Below are 18,098 nucleotides of genomic sequence, written 5' to 3'. Positions count from 1 at the left end.
CAATGAAGAAGCTTGTAGGCGTGCTGACAGCCGTCGCGGTAATGGGTGCAGCAGCGTGTGGATCCTCATCAGGGTCCGACGACTCGGGCTCCATCAAGATCGGCTCCGTTCATCCCACCACCGGTGCCCTCGCGGGGGTCGGTGGATTGATGAACGACGGGGCCGCATTGGCGGTTGCCGATATCAACGCCGCCGGCGGAATCTCCTCACTCGAAGGCCGTCAGTTGGAGCTCGTCTCCGGCGACAGTCAGGGCAAGGCCGAGGTCGGGCAGAGTGAGGCGCAGCGGTTGATCGACGACGGTGCCGTCGCACTCGTCGGCACCTATCAGAGTGACGTCACGCAGAATGTCGCCTCGGTAGCCGAACGGTCCCGCGTGCCTCTCGTCATCGATGTCGCCGTGGACGACAAGATTCTCGATCAGGGATACCAGTACTCGTTCCGTATGCAGCCCAACGCGTCCAGCATGGGAACCGACGGCGCCAAGGCATTGGCGGCTATCGAGCAGCAGACCGGACAGTCCATCGACAAGGTGTCCTACCTGCACATCGAAGGATCGTTCGGAGACAGCGTCTTCAACGCATTCGAAGCCGAGGCAGCCAACCAGGGCATCTCCTCGGTGCAGGAAATCACCTATCCAGCAACGAACTTCTCCGACGCAACCACTCAGGTTCGGGAAGCAGCCGTCAGTAACCCCGACGTCATCGTCGCGACCGGTTACTTCCCGGATGGTCTGCTCATCGCCAAGGCTGTGCAGCAGCTGAACTTGAAGGTCAAGGGCGTCTACGGAATTGCCAACGGCGCGTTCGACGACAGCTCTTTCCCCGCGGCGGCCGGAGCTGCCGGTGAGGGCGTGCTCAGCGCCAACTACCACTTCGACGCGACGAGCGAGCGCACCAACGAGATCCGAGGCCGCTTCCAGCAGCAGTTCGGACGCCCGATGGAGACCGCGGCGATGCTGTCCTACCAAGCCGTCGAGGTCATCGCGGCAGGTCTCGAGGATGGTAAGGACACCGATCCAGAAGCTTTGCGCGACGCCATTTCCGGTGTCTCCATCGAAGATCCACTGCTCGCGTTCAACGGACCCATCGAGTTCGACGAGACCGGTCAGAACAAGAACGCAACGGTCATCGTCATGCAGGTCCGCGATGGTGCAGTAGCGCAGGTCTTCCCAGAGGAATTCGCCACGGAAGCAATCGAGTTCCCGGTCGGGGCCGGACAGTGACCGACGCAGCGACTGCGACGGCACCGGTCAAGCGGCGCACGCTGACGGGGATGAACCCCGCAGTGGGCGTGGCAGCCGTCGTCGTGGTGATCATGGCGGTCATTTATCTCGTGGGTGGCAAGGATCAAGGGCTGGTGACCCAGTCACTGGTTTCAGGACTGCTTCTCGGTGGCGTGTACGCACTGATCTCGGTCGGTCTGACACTGATCTTCGGAGTACTGGGCATCGTGAACTTCGCCCAGGGCGCGATGCTGACGATGGCGATGTACATCGTGTACGCACTGTCCACCGCCGGGCTGCCGGTGTATCTCGCCACCGTCATCGCGGTGCCGCTGATGTTCGTGTTCGGCATGATCGTGCAGGCAACGCTGCTGACCAAGCTGACGATCAGCGGCAGCCACGACGGCCCACTACTGGTCACGCTCGGTCTGTCTCTGCTCATCATCAACGTCTTGCTGATGATTTTCGGAGGAAGGCCCAAATCGGTTCAAGCCCCGATCGACGGTTCGGTCTCGATTCTCGGAGCCGTGGCGTCGTGGCCGCGGGTTCTGGCCTTCGTCGGAGCGGCTCTCGTCGCCGTCGCATTGACTGCTGTGCTCAAGCGCACCCCGCTCGGGCTGTCCATCCGCGCAGTGGCGTCGAACTCCGAAGGAGCCAAACTCGTCGGAGTCGACATCGGCCGCGTCTACGCCCTGACCTTCGGCATCGGTGCGGCATGCGTCGCCGTAGCCGGGGGATTGATGACCCCGTTCACCAGTCTCACGCCGTCGGTGGGAGAGCAGTTCACCATCCTCGCGTTCGTCATCGTCGTGCTCGGCGGTCTCGGAAGCGTCGTCGGTGCCGTGATCGGTGGTTTGGTGATCGGCCTGGTGCAGACGGTCGGAGCTCTCTTCCTCCCCGGTACCGGATCACTCATCCTGGTGTTCGCGGTGTTCATCCTCGTCCTGTTTCTCAAGCCCGAAGGATTGTACGGAGCCCGCCGATGACCGCCACTGTGACAGCACCTACGTCGGTGCCAGAAGATTCTCGATTGAAAGACACCTGGCTGAAACGACAGCTCATCACGCTCGTCATCGGCTTCGTCGTCGTAGCGGCGCTGCCACTGATTCTCGGTGAACAAGCTCAGACCGTTGCCGTTCGGACGCTGATCTTCGCACTCATGGCAGTGGCGTGGAACATCATGAGCGGCTTCGGCGGGATGTTCAGCTTCGGCCACGCCGCGTTCTTCGGAATCGGTGCGTATACCGGGGCCTACCTGCTGGTGGATCACGGAATTTCGCCCTGGATCTCGATGGCGGTCGCCGCGGTGATCTCGGCCTCGGTCGGAACGCTGCTCGCCTATCTGTGTCTGCGCTATCGGCTCGCCGGTTCGTATTTTGCGTTGGCTACCTTCGCCTTTGCGCAGATGTTCCTGTTGCTGGTGCAGAACCTGGAGGTCTTCCACAAGACCGAAGGATTCAATGTGCCGCTCCTGCCTCGTGATTCGTGGTGGATGCTGCAGTTCGAGAAGGGCAGTCCCAACTACATCTGGATCCCGTTGGTGATTCTCGCGCTTGCCGTGCTCGGCACCATCTTCTACGTGCGGTCCCGAGCGGGCCAGTTCGTGCAAGCGGTGCGCGACGACGAGACCGCAGCCGCGTCGCTGGGCATCGATACGATGAAGTACCGCCTCATCGCGGTCGCAGCCAGCTGTGCACTTATCGCGGTCGCCGGCGTGTACTACACGCAGTACTACTTCTTCGTCGGTCCGGAACAGGCCTTCGGATCCGCGGTATCGGTGGAAGCCATCGTTCCTGCCGTCATCGGTGGAATCGGCACGATCTGGGGCCCGGTCCTCGGCGCCGCAGTAATCGGGCCGCTGTCCGAGATCATCAACGAATTGCTGCGCAACCCACCGGGATTCCTCGGATTCCTCGATGGCGCAATCGGTCTCGACGTAGCGGTCTACTCGGTGATTTTGATCCTGATCGTCATATTTCTACCCAAGGGAATCTTCGGCACTATCCGTGAGAGGTGGTTTCGATGAGCCTGCTGAGCATCGAAGGTCTGAGTAAATCCTTCTCCGGAATTCATGCCGTGCGAGACGTCACCCTGGACGTTTCCGAGCACGAATTTCTGGGCATCATCGGTCCCAACGGTGCGGGGAAGACCACACTGTTCTCGCTTCTGTCCGGTGAGCAATTACCCACCCAGGGCCGAATCATTTTCGACGGCAAAGACATCACCGGTTGGCCGGCCAACAAGATCGCACGCAGCGGACTCGTTCGAACCTTCCAGCTCATGCGACCGTTCGAATCCATGTCCGTGCTCGAGAACGTCACCGTTGCAGCGCTGAGCAAGCGTCGCTCGCGCAAGGACGCGCGCCGACATGCACTCGAGGTACTCGATCGAGTGCAACTCTCGGATCAGGTCGGCGGCAAAGTGTCGACCATGTCCACTGCCGGTCTCAAACGGCTAGAGCTGGCACGTGCCCTGGCCATGGAGCCACGTGTCGTGCTGCTCGACGAGGTACTCGCCGGATTGGTACCAGCCGAGCGGGCACCGATGATCGAGTTGCTGCGCACTCTGCACGACGAGGGCCAGACCGTGTTGTTCGTCGAACACATCATGGCGGCTGTCATGGCGCTTTCCGAGCGCCTCGTCGTCATGCACGAAGGTGCGGTGTTGACCTCGGGGGATCCACGCACGGTCATCGAGGACAGCCGCGTCGTCGAGGCATATCTCGGTGAGGAGAAGACGGCATGATGCTCGAGATCGACAACTTGCACGCCGGATATCGGCGTCTGGAAATTCTGCATGGACTGGATATGTCCATCGCAAAGAACGAAATCGTGTCGCTCATCGGCGCGAACGGCGCAGGCAAGACGACGACCTTGCGAGCATTGTCGGGGCTGGTCTCACCGACCGGTGGCCGAATCGTGTTGGACGGGGTTCCAATTCACGGGATGCGAGCCGACCGGATCGTCAAGGCGGGCTTGGTCCATGTCGCACAGGACCGTGCACTGTTCGGTGCCCTGCCGGTCTTCGAGAATCTCGAAATGGGTGCGTACACACAGAAGCGCACTACGGTCAAGGAGTCCCTGGACCAGGTATACGACTTGTTCCCCATCCTCGCCGAGCGTCGTGATCAGCTCGCCGCCACCATGTCCGGCGGACAGCAACAGATGCTTGCCATCGGTCGTGCGTTGATGGCGAAGCCCCGGCTTCTCACGCTCGACGAACCATCGGTGGGGTTGGCCCCCAAATTGGCCGCTCAGGTTCTGGACGCAATCGTGCGTATCCGCGATACCGGTGTGACAGTGCTCATCGTCGAACAGAACGCCGCTCAAGCGCTCGACATCTCCGATCGCGCCTACGTGATCGAGAGCGGCTCGATCGTGCTCACAGGCACAGGATCCGAGCTTGCTCACGACGATCGCGTCAAGGCCGCCTACCTCGGAATTTAGGAGTTACGCCCACATGCGCCTCTTGGCTTTCACTCCCATCGATGTCGACGACGCAGAACTGCGTCGTCGACAGGAACGCTACGATCAGCTCGCACCGGAGACCGTGTCCGTCGAACTACGCAACATCGGCGCAGTCGCACCTTCGGCACTCGACACCGAAGAGGAGATCCGAGCGTCGGAAAAGGTTCTTGCAGAGGCATTTCGGACAGTCGATCCGACCGGATTCGACGGATTTCTACCAGACTGCGTTCTCGATCCATGTGCGGAACAAGCGGATTCTTTCGCGCGTCCGCTGTACGGATTGTCACGACTGACGGCCTCGTTCTTCCTTTCGCAGGGTCTCCACGTCGGCGCACTGGCTCGAAACGAGGCCATCGCAGCAGAATTGGACTCCCGACTGGCGTCCTACGACATCATTGCCGACCCGACGAAAGTCCTCGGCCTCGATGTTGCCGATATCGCCGACTCGCAGGCCTGGGGCCGCGCGGTGGCCGGGCGTGCGGCATCGATGACCTGCGACGTCGCAATCAATGCCTGTTCGGCGGTGGAACTGACGGATCCCCCCGTACGACCACTGGTCGTTGACCCCACTGCGATTGCCTTACAACTTTTGGGGCTGCAGTCGAGATGGGTGACGTCGGGATGAGCGAGAACGGACCCGACCTCGTCGTGGCAGGAGCGGGCGGCGGTCTCGTCGCTGCGCTTCGGGCCGCCCAACGTGGGCTCGATGTCTTGGTCGTCGAGGCGAGCGAGCACTTCAAGCGTGGCAACAACACCGCGATGTCGACGGCCATGATTCCAGGGGCCGGATCGCGCTGGCAGCGTGAGTCCGGGATCGACGATTCGCCAGGACAATTTTTCGACGACATCCTCCGTAAAACCAAAGGTACGGCCGACGAAGGTCTTGCTCACACTTTGGCTAATGTCAGCGCGCCACTGGTGGAATGGTTGGCCGACTACCTGAAGATGCCGCTGGAACTCGTCACCGACTTTTCCTATCCAGGTCACTCGCAATTGCGTTGCCACACAGTCGAGGGCCGTCACGGTACCGCGATCGTCGATCATCTCGTCCGCGCAGTCGCCGACGAGCCGAGGATCGATCTGTTGGTGCCGGCTCGGCTCACCGAGGTCACGGTCGATGTCGAAGGCAGAGTCGACGGTGTGGTGATCGCACTGCCCGACGGCAGCACCGAATCGATACCGACGAGGTCTGTTTTGTTGGCCACCAACGGTTACGGTGCCGCTCCTGAACTGGTCGCCGACTACGTTCCGGAGATTGCTGCGGCTCGGTATCACGGCAGCGAATATTCGGTAGGCGATGCGCTGAGCATCGGCGCGCAACTGGGCGCCGAGTCGAGGTTCCTCGATTCCTACCAAGGGCATGCGGCGCTGTCGAAGAAAGCAGGAACGCTCGTCGGTTGGGCAACGGTGATGCACGGTGGTGTCGTACTCGATCTGGAAGGCCGACGGTTCGGTGACGAGACCACCGGCTACTCCGAGTACGCAGCCGCTCTCGCTGCCCGACCACACTCCGAGGGCTGGATCGTCATCGACCGCTCGATCTACGAAAAGTGCTTGTCCTTCACAGACTTTCGACAGACTGTACAGTCGGGTGCGGTTCTCTGGGCGGACGGTGCCGCGGAGCTTGCCGAGGCGACGGGTCTACCGTCGGACGCAGTCGTAGAAGAACTTTCAACTCTCGACAGCGTTGCCCGGGGCATAGTCGCAGATCCGTACGGTCGCACCTCTTTCGAGCACACGCTGGCGGCGCCGTATGCAGCGATCAAGATCGTGCCAGCGTTGTTCCACACCCAAGGTGGACTCGTCGTCGACGAGAACGCTCGGGTGCTGCGCCCGTCGGGCACGGCTATCGACGGGTTGTTCGCGTCGGGCGGTGCGGCGATGGGAATCTCCGGTCACGGTGCCGCGGGCTACCTTGCGGGTAACGGACTGCTACCTGCTCTCGGCCTGGCGTACCTCGCCGCCGGGTACATCTAATTTTCTCCCCATTTCGAAAGGATCCACCAGATGTCTACGTTGATCACCAATGCACGTGTAGTCCGTCCAGGCTCGGATGCTCCCGAAGACGGTGAACTCCTCGACCTGCTCATCGAAGACGGCAAGTTCACCCGAATCGAAGCAGGTATTCCTGCCGACGCGGCGGACACCGTGATCGATGCTGCAGGCAAGATCGCCTTCCCCGGAGTGGTCGACGCACACCAACACTGGGGTATCTACAACCCGCTCGGTGAAGACGCCGAAACCGAGTCCCGTGCCTGTGTGCAGGGCGGTGTGACGACGTCGTTGTCCTACATGCGCACCGGGCAGTACTACATGAACACCGGTGGGTCCTATGCGGATGTGTTCCCGAAGGTCCTCGAAGCAACCGAGGGACGCCCGTACGTCGACTACGCGTACCACCTGGCACCGATGTCGAAAGAGCACATCGCGGAGATCCCGTCACTCATCGCCGACCACGGCGTGACCTCGTTCAAGATCTTCATGTTCTACGGCAGCCATGGCTTGCACGGGCGCAGCGTCGATCAGAGCGAGTTCCTTATGACGCCGGAAGGTGAGCGTTACGACCTGGCGCATTTCGAATTCGTCATGCGTGGAATCCAAGCAGCTCGTGAACAGTTGGGCGACAAGGCCGAGCACATCTCGCTGTCGCTGCACTGTGAGACCGCCGAGATCATGAGTGCCTACACCAAGATCGTCGAAGAAGAAGGAACCCTGCAGGGCCTCGCCGCCTACAGCGCGTCCCGCCCACCGCATTCCGAGGGACTTGCGGTCACCATCGCGGCGTTCCTCGCAGACGAGACGCAGTTGCCGAACATCAACTTGCTGCACCTGTCTTCGCGTAAGGCAATGACGGCCGCGATGCGGATGGCAAAAGCGTTCCCGCACGTCAATTTCCGTCGTGAGGTCACCATCGGACACCTGTTGGCCGATATCGAGACCGCCTACGGACTCGGCGGCAAGGTCAACCCGCCACTTCGCCCCCGGGACGACGTCGAAGCACTGTGGGAGCACCTGCTCGCCGGTGACATCGACTGGGTCGTCAGCGATCACGCGTGCTGCAAGGACGAGAAGAAGTTCGCCGAAGATCGTGGTGACATCTTCGCCGCGAAATCCGGATTCGGTGGTGCCGAGTACCTGCTTCCCGGTTTGGTCTCCGAAGGCCGCAAACGTGGACTCAGCTGGCGTCGTATCGCCGAGCTCACTTCGCTCAATCCAGCTTCGCGCTACGGACTTCCGGGTAAGGGCGACATCGCCGTCGGCATGGACGCGGACATCGCACTCGTGGACCCGGATCACACCTGGACCGTGCGTCCGGAAGACTCGGAGTCGACTCAGGAGTACACCCCGTTCGAGGGCTTCGAGCTGGGAGCGAAGGTGACCGACACCTTCGTCCGGGGACAGCGTGTGCTGGCCGACGGCTCGATATCCGGCAGCCCGGCCGGCCGCTACCTGCATCGCCCGTACAAGTGACCGGCCCACTCGAGGGCATCAAAGTCCTCGACATCTCCACGATTCTCGCCGGACCCTTGGTAGCGCAGATCCTCGGTGATTTCGGTGCCGAGGTCATCAAGATCGAACATCCGACCCGGCCCGACGGCATGCGCGGGCACGGGTTGGACAAGGACGGTCACCCGCTGTGGTGGACGATGGTGAGCCGCAACAAGCGAACCATGACGTTGAACCTGGGTGAGGAGAAGGGTGCAGAGATCTTTCGCCGTCTCGTCGCCGAGGCCGACGTCGTGGTCGAGAACTTCCGGCCTGGCACGTTGGAGCGCTGGGGTCTCGGGTACGACGTGTTGTCGGCGGACAACCCTGGGTTGATCCTGTTGCGCGTGACAGGCTTCGGCCAAACCGGGCCCTACTCGAAGCGCCCCGCGTTCGGAACGCTTGTCGAATCGATGAGTGGATTCGCGCACCTGACCGGTCCTGCCGACGGGCCGCCGACGTTGCCGGCCTTCGGCCTCGCCGATTCGCTGGCCGGAATCGCAGGCTCGTCCGCGGTGTCCATGGCACTACTGCATCGAACGAACAACGGCGGTAAAGGCCAGGTCATCGACTTGGATTTGCTGAGTCCGATCATGACTGCGGTGGGGCCGGGGATCATCTACGCCGATCAGCTCGGGATCGATCTCGAGCGCACAGGCAATCGATCGAGCAACAATGCACCGCGAAATCTCTACAAGACCTCCGATGGTTTCTGGCTGGCCATCTCCACGAGCGCGAACTCGATCGCCGAGCGGGTGTTGCGGTTGGTCGGTCACGCGGAGGTCATCGACGAACCGTGGTTCGCGACGGGGCGTGAGCGTGCCGCGCACGCCGATCTACTCGACGGATACGTGGGTGGTTGGATCGGAGATCGAACCCGTGACGAAGTCGTTGCCGAGTTCGAAAAGGCCGGTGCTGCTGTGGCTCCGGTGTACAAGCCGAGTGAACTACTCGATGACCCGCAGGTGAACGCGATCGAGATGGTGACCACCGTCGAGGATGAGGATTTGGGTCCTGTCCGCATGCAGAACGTCATGTGGCGCATGGGCGACAGTCCCGGCAGCATCCGGCACACCGGGCGTGCACACGGCGCCGACACCGACGAGGTCCTCGCGGAGTTGGGTTGCAGTGCGGATTCGATCGAGGAACTGCACAGGTCGGGCGTCGTCTAGCCGCAGTAGTCACCCAGAACGGGTGATCTCCGGCGGATCGAGCTGCGCAATACTGGCTCCCTACAACAGGGGTGTCCATGACTGCCACAACGAAGACTGGCTCGGGTCTGGTGCTGACGGTGCTGGCCTCGAGCCAGTTCCTGATGACTCTGGACAGTTCGGTCATGAACGTGTCGATGGCTACGGTGGCCGAGGATCTCGACACCACGATTACGGGCATTCAAACCGCGATCACCCTGTACACGCTCGTCATGGCGACGCTGATGATCACCGGCGGCAAGATCGGCACCATTGTGGGAAGGCGTAGAGCTTTCGCACTCGGACTCGTGATCTACGGGGTCGGGACGTTGACCACTGCAGCGGCTCCCAATCTTACGGTGCTGTTGATCGGGTGGTCTTTCCTCGAAGGCGTGGGCGCGGCGCTGATCATGCCGGCGATCGTCGCTTTGGTCGCGGCTAATTTTCCGCCCGAAAAGCGAGCTGCCGCATACGGTTTGGTTGCCGCCGCAGGTGCAATGGCCGTGGCAGCGGGCCCGCTTATCGGGGGTGCGGTCACCACGTTCGCTTCGTGGCGGTACGTCTTCGTCGGCGAGGCTTTTCTCGTCGTGGCGATCGTACTGGTGCTGCGCCGCATCAATGACGTCCCGCCGGTCCGCGTCCGACTCGATCTGGTCGGCTCCGCACTGTCGGTGGTAAGCCTGGGAATGATCGTCTATGGAGTTCTTCGATCGGGGGAGTGGGGATGGATTCGTCCCACCCCGGGCGGTGCCGAGATAGCAGGACTGTCCCCGGTGATCTGGCTGCTGTTGACCGGCGCGTTGCTCCTGTACGTGTTCATGAGATGGCAGACGCACCTTGCCGAGACCGGACGGGAGCCGCTGATCGATCCCAAGGTGCTCCGCAACCGGCAACTTTCCGGCGGCCTCACGATGTTCTTTGCGCAGTTCACCGTCCAAGCCGGCGTCTTCTTCACGGTGCCGTTGTTCCTGTCCGTGGTCCTGGAATTGAGTGCACTGCAGACCGGGCTTCGAATCCTCCCACTCTCGGTCGCACTCCTCCTCGCGGCCGCAGGGATTCCCAAGCTCTGGCCCCGCGCCAACCCTCGTCGCGTAGTCCGATTGGGTTGGGGGGCGATGATCGTCGGCATTCTCGTACTGGTCACCGGATTGGATCCCGGAGCCAATGCGAGCATCGTGGCGGTGCCGATGGTCCTGCTGGGACTGGGACTCGGGGCGTTGGCATCGCAGCTCGGTGCCATTACCGTCTCCGCAGTGCCGGATTCGCAGAGCGCGGAAGTCGGCGGGCTACAGAACACCGCCACCAACCTTGGAGCATCGCTCGGAACCGCACTGATCGGGTCGGTACTCATTGCCACCCTGAGCGCGGCGATCGTTGCCGGCGTGCAGATGAACCCCGACGTGCCAGAGTCTGTGAAAGCGCAGGCGACCACCGAACTCGCGAGCGGCGTTCCATTTCTCTCGGACACGCAGCTCGCGGCGGCACTGGCCGACGCGGCGGTCCCGCAGTCGAGTGCCGCGCAGATCGTCGACGTCAATTCCGATGCTCGCCTCGAGGCCCTACGTGTGGCCTTGTCCATTGCCGCATTGATCGGCGTGTGCGCCCTGTTCTTCACCGGTAGCGTCCCGCGCGAGGCGCCTTCCGCTTCGGTGACCGCAGATCGGTGAGCAGATCTGGCAAGAGCGTCGGGGTTACTTGTTGCCGGTAAGCACCGCGGCGATTGCCTCGACCTGGTCGGCGATACGTGGGCTCCAGCGGCTCGAGAGATCCTCGTCCATCGTGTAGATGCGTCCATCACGGACAGCGCGCATCGAACTCCACCCAGGCCGTGCTGCAACCGATTCCGCGGTGACGCCGCAGCACTGCGAATCCGCCAGGAAGATGATGTCGGGATCATCGGTCACCACCGACTCGGCGGCGAGTTGTGGGTAGTTGCTTGCCGCGCCGTCGGCGATGCTCGTGAGTCCGAACAGTCCGTAGAGCTGGCCGACGAAACTCTGGCTCGTCACGGTGTACAGCTCGGAATCGAGTTCGTGAAAATAGGTCTGCTCGCCGGCGGGGACACTGGCGACCGCGTCGTCGATGCGGGTACGAGTCTGCTCGACCACCGCATCCGCTTCGGTCTCACGGCCGGTGGCGTCACCGATTCGCTCGATCTGGGCGTAGGCGTCGTCGATGCTCGTTGCGGCGGGCAGCAGCAGCGTCGGAATGTTTGCAGTTACGAGGCCGGACACCAATCCGCCGATATCGTCCGAGGCGATGACGAGGTCGGGTTCGTAGCCCACGATCGCTTCGAGACTGGGGGTGTAGGCCGACAGGTCGGTCTTCGGCGCGTCGGTCGGGTAGTCCGATTGGCTGTCGACGGCAACCACCTGATCGCCCGCACCGATGGCGAACAACGTTTCGGTTGCAGTCGGGCTCAGGGAAACGATCGACTGCGGGCGGGACTCGATGGTGATGTCGACCCCGGAATCGGCGGGACCGGAAACCACCGTCTTGGGGAACGCACCATCGGCCGAAGACGGCGACGCATCCTGCGTCGCCGTGTCCGGCGAGTCACCGGCTGTCCCTGCGCATCCGCCCACCACGAGGGCGAGCACTGCCGTACCGAGAATGACCTTGAACGATTGCCGCAAGTGCACGAAAAATTAACCTCCAACTCGTCGGACGAGATGAATTATCGTCCGAGACTACGAGCCAAGTATGTCCCCGTGTGAGTCTCGGTCTGCACCAGGTCTGCCACAGTCCCGGTGAAAGTGATCAGCCCACCGTTGTGGCCGCCATCCGGGCCCAGGTCGATGACCCAGTCCGCAGCCGCAACGACGTCGAGGTTGTGTTCGATGACGATGACAGTGCGTCCCTCGTCGACCATGCCGGACAGCAGTTCGATCAGGTTGGCCACATCCGACGGATGCAAGCCCGTCGTCGGCTCGTCCAACACCAGAATCGGCGACGATCCGACCAGCTCGGCCGCTAGTTTGAGGCGCTGGCGTTCGCCACCGGACAACGACGACAGGTTCTGGCCGAGCGATAAATAGCCGAGGCCGACGTCCACGCATCGACGAAGAATGTCGCGAATCTTCTTGACGTCGAAGAAGTCCTGGGCATCTTCGACGGACATCTCGAAAATGTCGGCGATGCTGACGCCGTCGACGCTGTGCCGGATGGCTCCGGGGCGGAAACGTCTGCCCTGACACGTTTCACACGTGCTCGAAACAGGATCGGTGAATCCGAGGTCGGTGAAGATGACGCCGCTTCCCTGACAATCGGAGCATGCGCCATCGGAGTTGGGGGAGAACAGTGACGCCGGTTGGCCGGTCCTCTTCGCGAAGTACGCGCGAATGGGATCGAGCAGACCCGTGTACGTGGCAGGGGAGGATCTTCTGGATCCGCGAATCGGGGCCTGGTCGATGATGACGGCATCGGGTGCAACCTCGCGAAGATGCCCGTGAACGAGACTCGACTTGCCGGAGCCTGCGACGCCGGTGACGGCAGTCATGACACCGAGAGGTATACCGACGCTGACGTTCTGCAGATTGTGGGTGTTCGCCCCAACGATGTGCAGGTGCCCGGTCGCTAGCCTGGGTGTGCGGAGCGTGGCATTCTCGCGTCGCAGGGCGACGCCCGTACGTGTGTCGGCCTTGGTGAGCTCTTCGTACGTGCCTTCGAATACGACCGTCCCGCCGGCTTTACCTGCACCGGGACCGATTTCGACGATGCGATCTGCAATCGACATGACCTCGGGATCGTGTTCGACCACCAAGACGGTATTTCCCTTGTCTCGCAATGCAAGCAGCATCTCGTCGAGTCGATGCACGTCGCGTGGATGCAAGCCCGTGGTGGGCTCATCGAAGACATAGAGCATGTCGTTGAGGGTGGCGCCGAGATGCCGGACCATCTTGATGCGCTGCGACTCGCCACCGGAGAGCGAGGCCGTGGCCCTGTCGAGGCTGAGGTAGCCCAGACCGAGGTCGACGAGTCTGCGCAGCTGAGTCACGATCTCTGTACGTGGACCATCGAGATTTTTGAGCCTCCACGTGTCGATACGGTCCGCGAGATCGGAGACCTGCATGGCAAACGCGTCGGGCAGGGAGAGGCCTTCCAATGTCGCATTGCGGATGGTCTCGTTGTATCGAGTGCCGCCGCAGTCCGTGCAGGTTCCCCGAGTGACGATGCGATCGTAGGCGAGCTTCGCTTTGCCCTTGAGCGCGTCGGCATCCTTGGACAGATAGCTGCGCCGAAAGCGAGAGAGGATCCCCTCGTAGCTCTTCATCACGGCATCGGGGTTGAGCACGTCGATCTCACCTGGTTTGGCGTCGAAGAAGATGTGGCGTTCGCGGGCGGAGTATTGCTCCACGGGCACATCGAGATCGAACAATCCGGAATCTGCGAAAACTCGGTACGGCCATTTGCCGGGTTCGAAATCCGGATGTTTGAAAGGTCCCTCGCGCAGCGACTTCGACTCGTCGACCAGTTCGTCGCGATCGACGATTTTGGCCTCGCCGAGCCCGTCGCATTCCTGGCACATACCCGCAGGGTCGTTGAAGGAGAAGGCGTTGGCGTACCCGATGGACGGCGTGACTCCCCGCGACCACAGCATGCGTAGCCAGTCGCCGATGTCGGTGATCGTGCCGACCGTGGAGCGTGGCCCACCGAAAAGCCGCTTCTGGTCGACGATGATGACCGCCGAGAGATTGGCGATGAGGTCCGCGTCGGGCCGTCCGTAAGACGGGAGGAACGTCTGCGCGAAAGCGGTGAACGTCGAGTTGATCTGCCGTTGCGCTTCGGCGGCAATGGTGTCGAACACGAGGGAGGACTTGCCCGATCCGGAAACTCCCGCGAAGACTACGAGCTTTCGCTTCGGAAGGTCCAGATCGACCTCGCGGAGATTGTTCTCGCGTGCTCCGCGCACAAGGATGGTGGACAGCGGGTCGGCCGAGGTTGTGATGGGAGTGTCACCTTTCGCGGAGCCGGATGGTCTCGCACTCGAAGCGTGCAGCTCGCCACCCTACCGTACGCTGTACGGTTGCGGCTAGTGCGACGCTCCCGGGCTTAGCGGTTGTTCAGCCGCCGGCCTCTCGTTGACGCCGCTCGCGCTCGGTGCGGCGCTGACTCTCGGCTCTCTCGCGGCACTGGCGCAGAAACTCTTCATCTGCTTCCTGGTCTTGCGCGAGTTGACGACCCGGGCGGGTTTCGTACTCCGGGAACGCGGACGAGCTCTGACGCCGCCCGGCACTTCCGCCGCCGGATCCGCCCCAGATGCCGCCGCCACTGGGTCGCCCCGCCACCAGCCACACCAAGGACCCTGCCAACGGCACGAATATCACCAACAACAACCACGCCAACTTGGGTAAGTAGCGCACCCCACCGTCATCTGCAGTGACCACGTCGATGAGGCAGAACACCCACAGCAGCGTCACCATCAACCCTAGATACGGCACCCCGATACCCTCCTGCATCCAAGACCGTGCGGTCTTTTATCGAAGGGATCGTAACAATCACCTTCTAATATTGTCCCCACCTGGAGGTGATCACTTCAGGTGCCCAACGACGTTCGAGGCGAGGCTGACAATCACCAGCCGCAAGTGTGGCTTCGGCGGGATGGCCACCTCGTCCGTCGCGGACACTCCGGCCGCTGATTGAGACACGTTCATCTGCGAAAGAGTCGCTATTTAGAGGAATGTCGGCGGAGCCGTCCACCCAGCGGGCCGACTACCGACGGAAGGAACTCTGTGACAGAACAATCGGATGCAGTGTGGATCGGCATCGACATCGGCAAAACCGCCCACCACGCCGCTGCGATCGACAACACCGGGCGGCAACTGTGGTCGATCCGCGTCCACAACGACCAACACAGCATCGAACAACTCCTCACCAAAGCCCAGGCCACGGGGGATACATCACCACCTACGCTGCGGTGGGCGGTGGACCTGACATCACCGGAATCTGCACTGCTGCTCGCCGTCCTCACCGCCGCCGAACAGACCGTGACCTACATACCCGGACGCGTCGTCAACCGGATGACCGGCGCCTTCCCCGGGGAAGGCAAAACCGACGCCAAAGACGCCGTGATCATCGCCGAAACCGCACGCCTACGCCGGGACCTGTCCACCATCACGACACCGGACGACGTCGTCACCGAGCTCGGCTTGCTAACCGGCTACCGGGCGGACCTGATGGGGGAGTGGGTCTCCCGCATCAATCGACTCCGGGCGTTGCTGCTGCGGATATTCCCGGAACTGGAAGGCGCTTTCGACTACACCACCCGCACCGGACTGTCCCTGCTCACCCGCTACTGCACACCGGCCGCAATCCGCGATGCAGGAGTCGACGAACTCAGCACGCACCTGCGCGCCGCCGGGGTCCGTCGCCCCACCATCCCCGGCATGGTCACCAAGGCCATCGCCGTCGCAGAGGCGCAAACCGTTGCCGTGCACGCGGAATCGACGACCGAACAACTCGTCACCCGCCTCGCCCAGCAACTCCTCGATCTCGATCACGAGATCAAAGCCCTCGACAAACAGATCACCGAACGCTTCCGCAGCCACCATCAGGCCCATATCATCGAAAGTGTCCCTGGTATCGGTGCCCGCCTGGGAGCGGAATTCCTGGCCATCACTGCCGGCGATCTCGCCGCGTTCGGCACCGCTGCCAAACTTGCCGCCTACGCCGGGCTCGCACCCGTCCCCAACGACTCAGGTACCCGCACCGGAGTCCTGCACCGCCCCAAGCGCTACCACCGCCGACTGCGGCATGTCTTCTTCATGGCCGCATTCAGCAGCGCACAACGAGAAGGGCCGTCCAGAGAGTTCTACCAGCGCAAACGCGCAGAACACCAACGCCACGTCCAAGCTAATATTGCCCTCGCTCGCAGGCTAGTCGACGTGCTCTGGGCTCTGCTCCGAGACCAGCGCGAGTGGCAGCCTACGGGCCCCACCACCGTGGCGGCGTAGACGCCGACAATCTGGATCCAGCAGCTCGCTAGTACACGTCGGGCTGGTGGTGTTTCTCCGCGTTGTCTTGAGGTGGCACCCGTCTTACAAACATCGCACGTTTCGAATACTGCACATCCGCCAGCCAATGTGGGAGACCCTAAATGGATGCAACATAAAACTCTGCTTCATGCCAGTGAAGAATTGTCGAAAACGTTCCGGCCCTACGGTTGAGTTCGCAGATTGCCGTTGTGCAGCACAGTCACTATCAGACTCGGTAAGCCGTTGACCAGCAGTAGAACTGCTACTACTACGCCCATGGCCAACCACGGCTCGGTCAGCCACAAACGATCGCCCAGCTGAAGCGCACCGACAATACTTAGTATCCATCCCCCAGCCTGGGCACGTCGGGCTCTTAGGCCAGGTCTGACCGGATTCGAACCGTTAACGGTTGGCAGCCTGCGGCCGTCGTTCTCGCGAGACGCGATTCGAGCTGCCACGACGTGGAGCAGAACAGCGAGCGTAATGGCACACACTGCAAGCAACATGTATCCGCCACCCTCTTTCGTTCCGGTTCCTGTTATCGAGTCTCCCAGGCCAAGTAGCAATACGCCAGCGACCATAAGCAAAGGAATACGGCACGTTTCGATTACTGCACATCCGCCGGTCGAGTGAGCATCAATCGAGAAGATGCGAGAGAGCGCCGAAGAAATCGTGACGTTCGAAAGCATGCCGCGCCGGGAGCGCTTCAGTGGATAGGCTGCGGCCATGACTCCTTGGATCGAGGTCCTGACCGCCCTGACCGAGGGACCTGAGCTCTCAATTCGCGGGACGGTGCGGGAGATGCGAGCCGAGGGGTCGCCCGAGTCGTTCCGTCAAGGTTTCGCTTACAGTGGCCCGAGTCCGATGCTGGTCACAGTTGGACACGGGTGCCGGGTGTGGCGTGAGAGCAATCGAATACGCATCGAAGACGTGGACGGCAACCCGATCTACATCAGCGATGGCACGCAGGCGTGGGACTTCTCCGGGCGTTTGGACCGGCCTCGAGTCGGCTCTCCCGATCGGGTGATCTACCTCGGACGTAGCCAGTTCTTGTTGAAGCGCCGAAGCGCGGCTGAGTGGGCCGGCAACGAGTTCGCTCAACCCGTTGGCCCAGTCGAAACTGCCACGTTCGCCGGTCGCCCTTGCTGGTCGGCGCGGCTAGCACCGCCAGAGGGGAAGCCCTATCCACTCCGAATCTGGGTCGACATCGAGTCCGGTCATATGCTGGGCAACCGTGTCGAAGAGGTTGGGTATGGCGAGGAATTCGTCGACCTGTGTGTCGGTGAACCTATGGATGACGACTTGTTCGTCTGGACCGGACCGACGTACACATCCGAGGAGATCCAACAGCTGTACCGCGAGGAGCGTCTCGCTGAACAACGGCAGCAAGCGCAGTGGTTCGCCGACAACGTGACCTCAGCTCCTATGACGATCCGGGCACCTATCAACTTCAAGCCCGAGCAGGTTCGCGACATCGAATCTGGCGGGTTCGATGCTTCCAACGACAAGACGATGGTTTCACGGCGTCCACGCAACGCTGAGGGCTGGGCGCCGAGGTGGGGTGTCCTGCACTACGTGTGGTCCACCCCGCAGTGGGATTGGGCGGCGGGTGCAATTGACGTTGATCTCGACGACATAGCAGTCCGAGAGCTTCAACGGGATCTACATCCAGAGGACCCGGTCGACCGTAGTCGTAGAATCGACCCGCCGGGGAGAGGTCGCGTCGGTTGACGGCGTGAATGCTGTTCAGAGCCCGGG

General features: G+C 62.0%; 15 protein-coding genes. 12 read left to right on the top strand and 3 right to left on the bottom strand.

The genetic code is table 11. The features are described from left to right. Window positions 1-2: 2 nt before the first annotated feature. From H2510_RS17135 to H2510_RS17090, 10 genes are all read left to right on the top strand, one after another. Window positions 3-1,223, top strand: a complete 1,221-nt coding sequence (locus H2510_RS17135; RefSeq protein ID WP_186629492.1) for an ABC transporter substrate-binding protein — start codon at window positions 3-5, stop codon at window positions 1,221-1,223. After that, window positions 1,220-2,209, top strand: coding sequence for a branched-chain amino acid ABC transporter permease (locus tag H2510_RS17130; RefSeq protein WP_186629491.1), 990 nt, complete (start codon window positions 1,220-1,222; stop codon window positions 2,207-2,209). The genes H2510_RS17135 and H2510_RS17130 overlap by 4 nt, the downstream gene beginning before the upstream one ends. Continuing rightward, entirely contained in the window at window positions 2,206-3,249 is a 1,044-nt protein-coding gene (locus tag H2510_RS17125; protein ID WP_186629490.1) for a branched-chain amino acid ABC transporter permease, read from the top strand. Before H2510_RS17130 ends, H2510_RS17125 begins: the two co-directional genes overlap by 4 nt. Next, window positions 3,246-3,968 (top strand): ABC transporter ATP-binding protein, encoded by a 723-nt coding sequence (locus H2510_RS17120; RefSeq protein WP_186629489.1) that lies wholly within the window; start codon window positions 3,246-3,248, stop codon window positions 3,966-3,968. Before H2510_RS17125 ends, H2510_RS17120 begins: the two co-directional genes overlap by 4 nt. Further along, the gene (locus H2510_RS17115; protein ID WP_222438832.1) at window positions 3,965-4,669 is read left to right on the top strand and encodes an ABC transporter ATP-binding protein; all 705 of its coding nucleotides are present in this window, start codon (window positions 3,965-3,967) and stop codon (window positions 4,667-4,669) included. Before H2510_RS17120 ends, H2510_RS17115 begins: the two co-directional genes overlap by 4 nt. Before the next feature lie 13 nt (window positions 4,670-4,682). Beyond that, on the top strand, window positions 4,683-5,315 hold the full coding sequence (locus H2510_RS17110) for a hydantoin racemase (protein WP_186629488.1): 633 nt from the start codon (window positions 4,683-4,685) through the stop codon (window positions 5,313-5,315). Further along, window positions 5,312-6,667: an FAD-binding protein gene (locus tag H2510_RS17105; protein WP_186629487.1), complete on the top strand. Its 1,356-nt coding sequence runs from the start codon at window positions 5,312-5,314 to the stop codon at window positions 6,665-6,667. Before H2510_RS17110 ends, H2510_RS17105 begins: the two co-directional genes overlap by 4 nt. Before the next feature lie 30 nt (window positions 6,668-6,697). Beyond that, on the top strand, window positions 6,698-8,161 hold the full coding sequence (locus H2510_RS17100; protein WP_186629486.1) for a dihydroorotase family protein: 1,464 nt from the start codon (window positions 6,698-6,700) through the stop codon (window positions 8,159-8,161). Then, the gene (locus H2510_RS17095; RefSeq protein ID WP_186629485.1) at window positions 8,158-9,348 is read left to right on the top strand and encodes a CaiB/BaiF CoA-transferase family protein; all 1,191 of its coding nucleotides are present in this window, start codon (window positions 8,158-8,160) and stop codon (window positions 9,346-9,348) included. Before H2510_RS17100 ends, H2510_RS17095 begins: the two co-directional genes overlap by 4 nt. Before the next feature lie 77 nt (window positions 9,349-9,425). Continuing rightward, on the top strand, window positions 9,426-11,033 hold the full coding sequence (locus tag H2510_RS17090) for an MFS transporter (protein WP_186629484.1): 1,608 nt from the start codon (window positions 9,426-9,428) through the stop codon (window positions 11,031-11,033). Between the two features lie 24 nt (window positions 11,034-11,057). Here the strand turns inward: H2510_RS17090 and H2510_RS17085 are convergent, their stop codons facing one another. The 3 genes from H2510_RS17085 to H2510_RS17075 all read right to left on the bottom strand — a co-directional run bounded on the left by H2510_RS17085 (window position 11,058) and on the right by H2510_RS17075 (window position 14,807). After that, the gene (locus H2510_RS17085) at window positions 11,058-12,008 is read right to left on the bottom strand and encodes an ABC transporter substrate-binding protein (RefSeq protein WP_186629483.1); all 951 of its coding nucleotides are present in this window, start codon (window positions 12,006-12,008) and stop codon (window positions 11,058-11,060) included. Between the two features lie 35 nt (window positions 12,009-12,043). Beyond that, window positions 12,044-14,278, bottom strand: a complete 2,235-nt coding sequence (locus H2510_RS17080; RefSeq protein WP_315901404.1) for an excinuclease ABC subunit UvrA — start codon at window positions 14,276-14,278, stop codon at window positions 12,044-12,046. Between the two features lie 151 nt (window positions 14,279-14,429). Beyond that, window positions 14,430-14,807 carry a PLD nuclease N-terminal domain-containing protein gene (locus H2510_RS17075; protein ID WP_186629482.1) on the bottom strand — a complete coding sequence of 126 codons (378 nt, stop codon included), beginning with the start codon at window positions 14,805-14,807 and terminating at the stop codon, window positions 14,430-14,432. Window positions 14,808-15,098: 291 nt separating this feature from the next. Here H2510_RS17075 and H2510_RS17070 point away from each other — a divergent pair, with 291 nt between their 5' ends. Together H2510_RS17070 and H2510_RS17065 are read left to right on the top strand one after the other, a co-directional pair. After that, window positions 15,099-16,319, top strand: a complete 1,221-nt coding sequence (locus tag H2510_RS17070; RefSeq protein WP_186629481.1) for an IS110 family transposase — start codon at window positions 15,099-15,101, stop codon at window positions 16,317-16,319. A gap of 747 nt (window positions 16,320-17,066) precedes the next feature. Further along, on the top strand, window positions 17,067-18,071 hold the full coding sequence (locus tag H2510_RS17065; RefSeq protein WP_186629480.1) for a hypothetical protein: 1,005 nt from the start codon (window positions 17,067-17,069) through the stop codon (window positions 18,069-18,071). Window positions 18,072-18,098: the final 27 nt, after the last annotated feature.

Source organism: Rhodococcus sp. BP22 (genome assembly GCF_014281965.1).
Taxonomy (GTDB): domain Bacteria; phylum Actinomycetota; class Actinomycetes; order Mycobacteriales; family Mycobacteriaceae; genus Rhodococcoides.
This window is presented reverse-complemented; position numbering and strand designations above follow the sequence as displayed.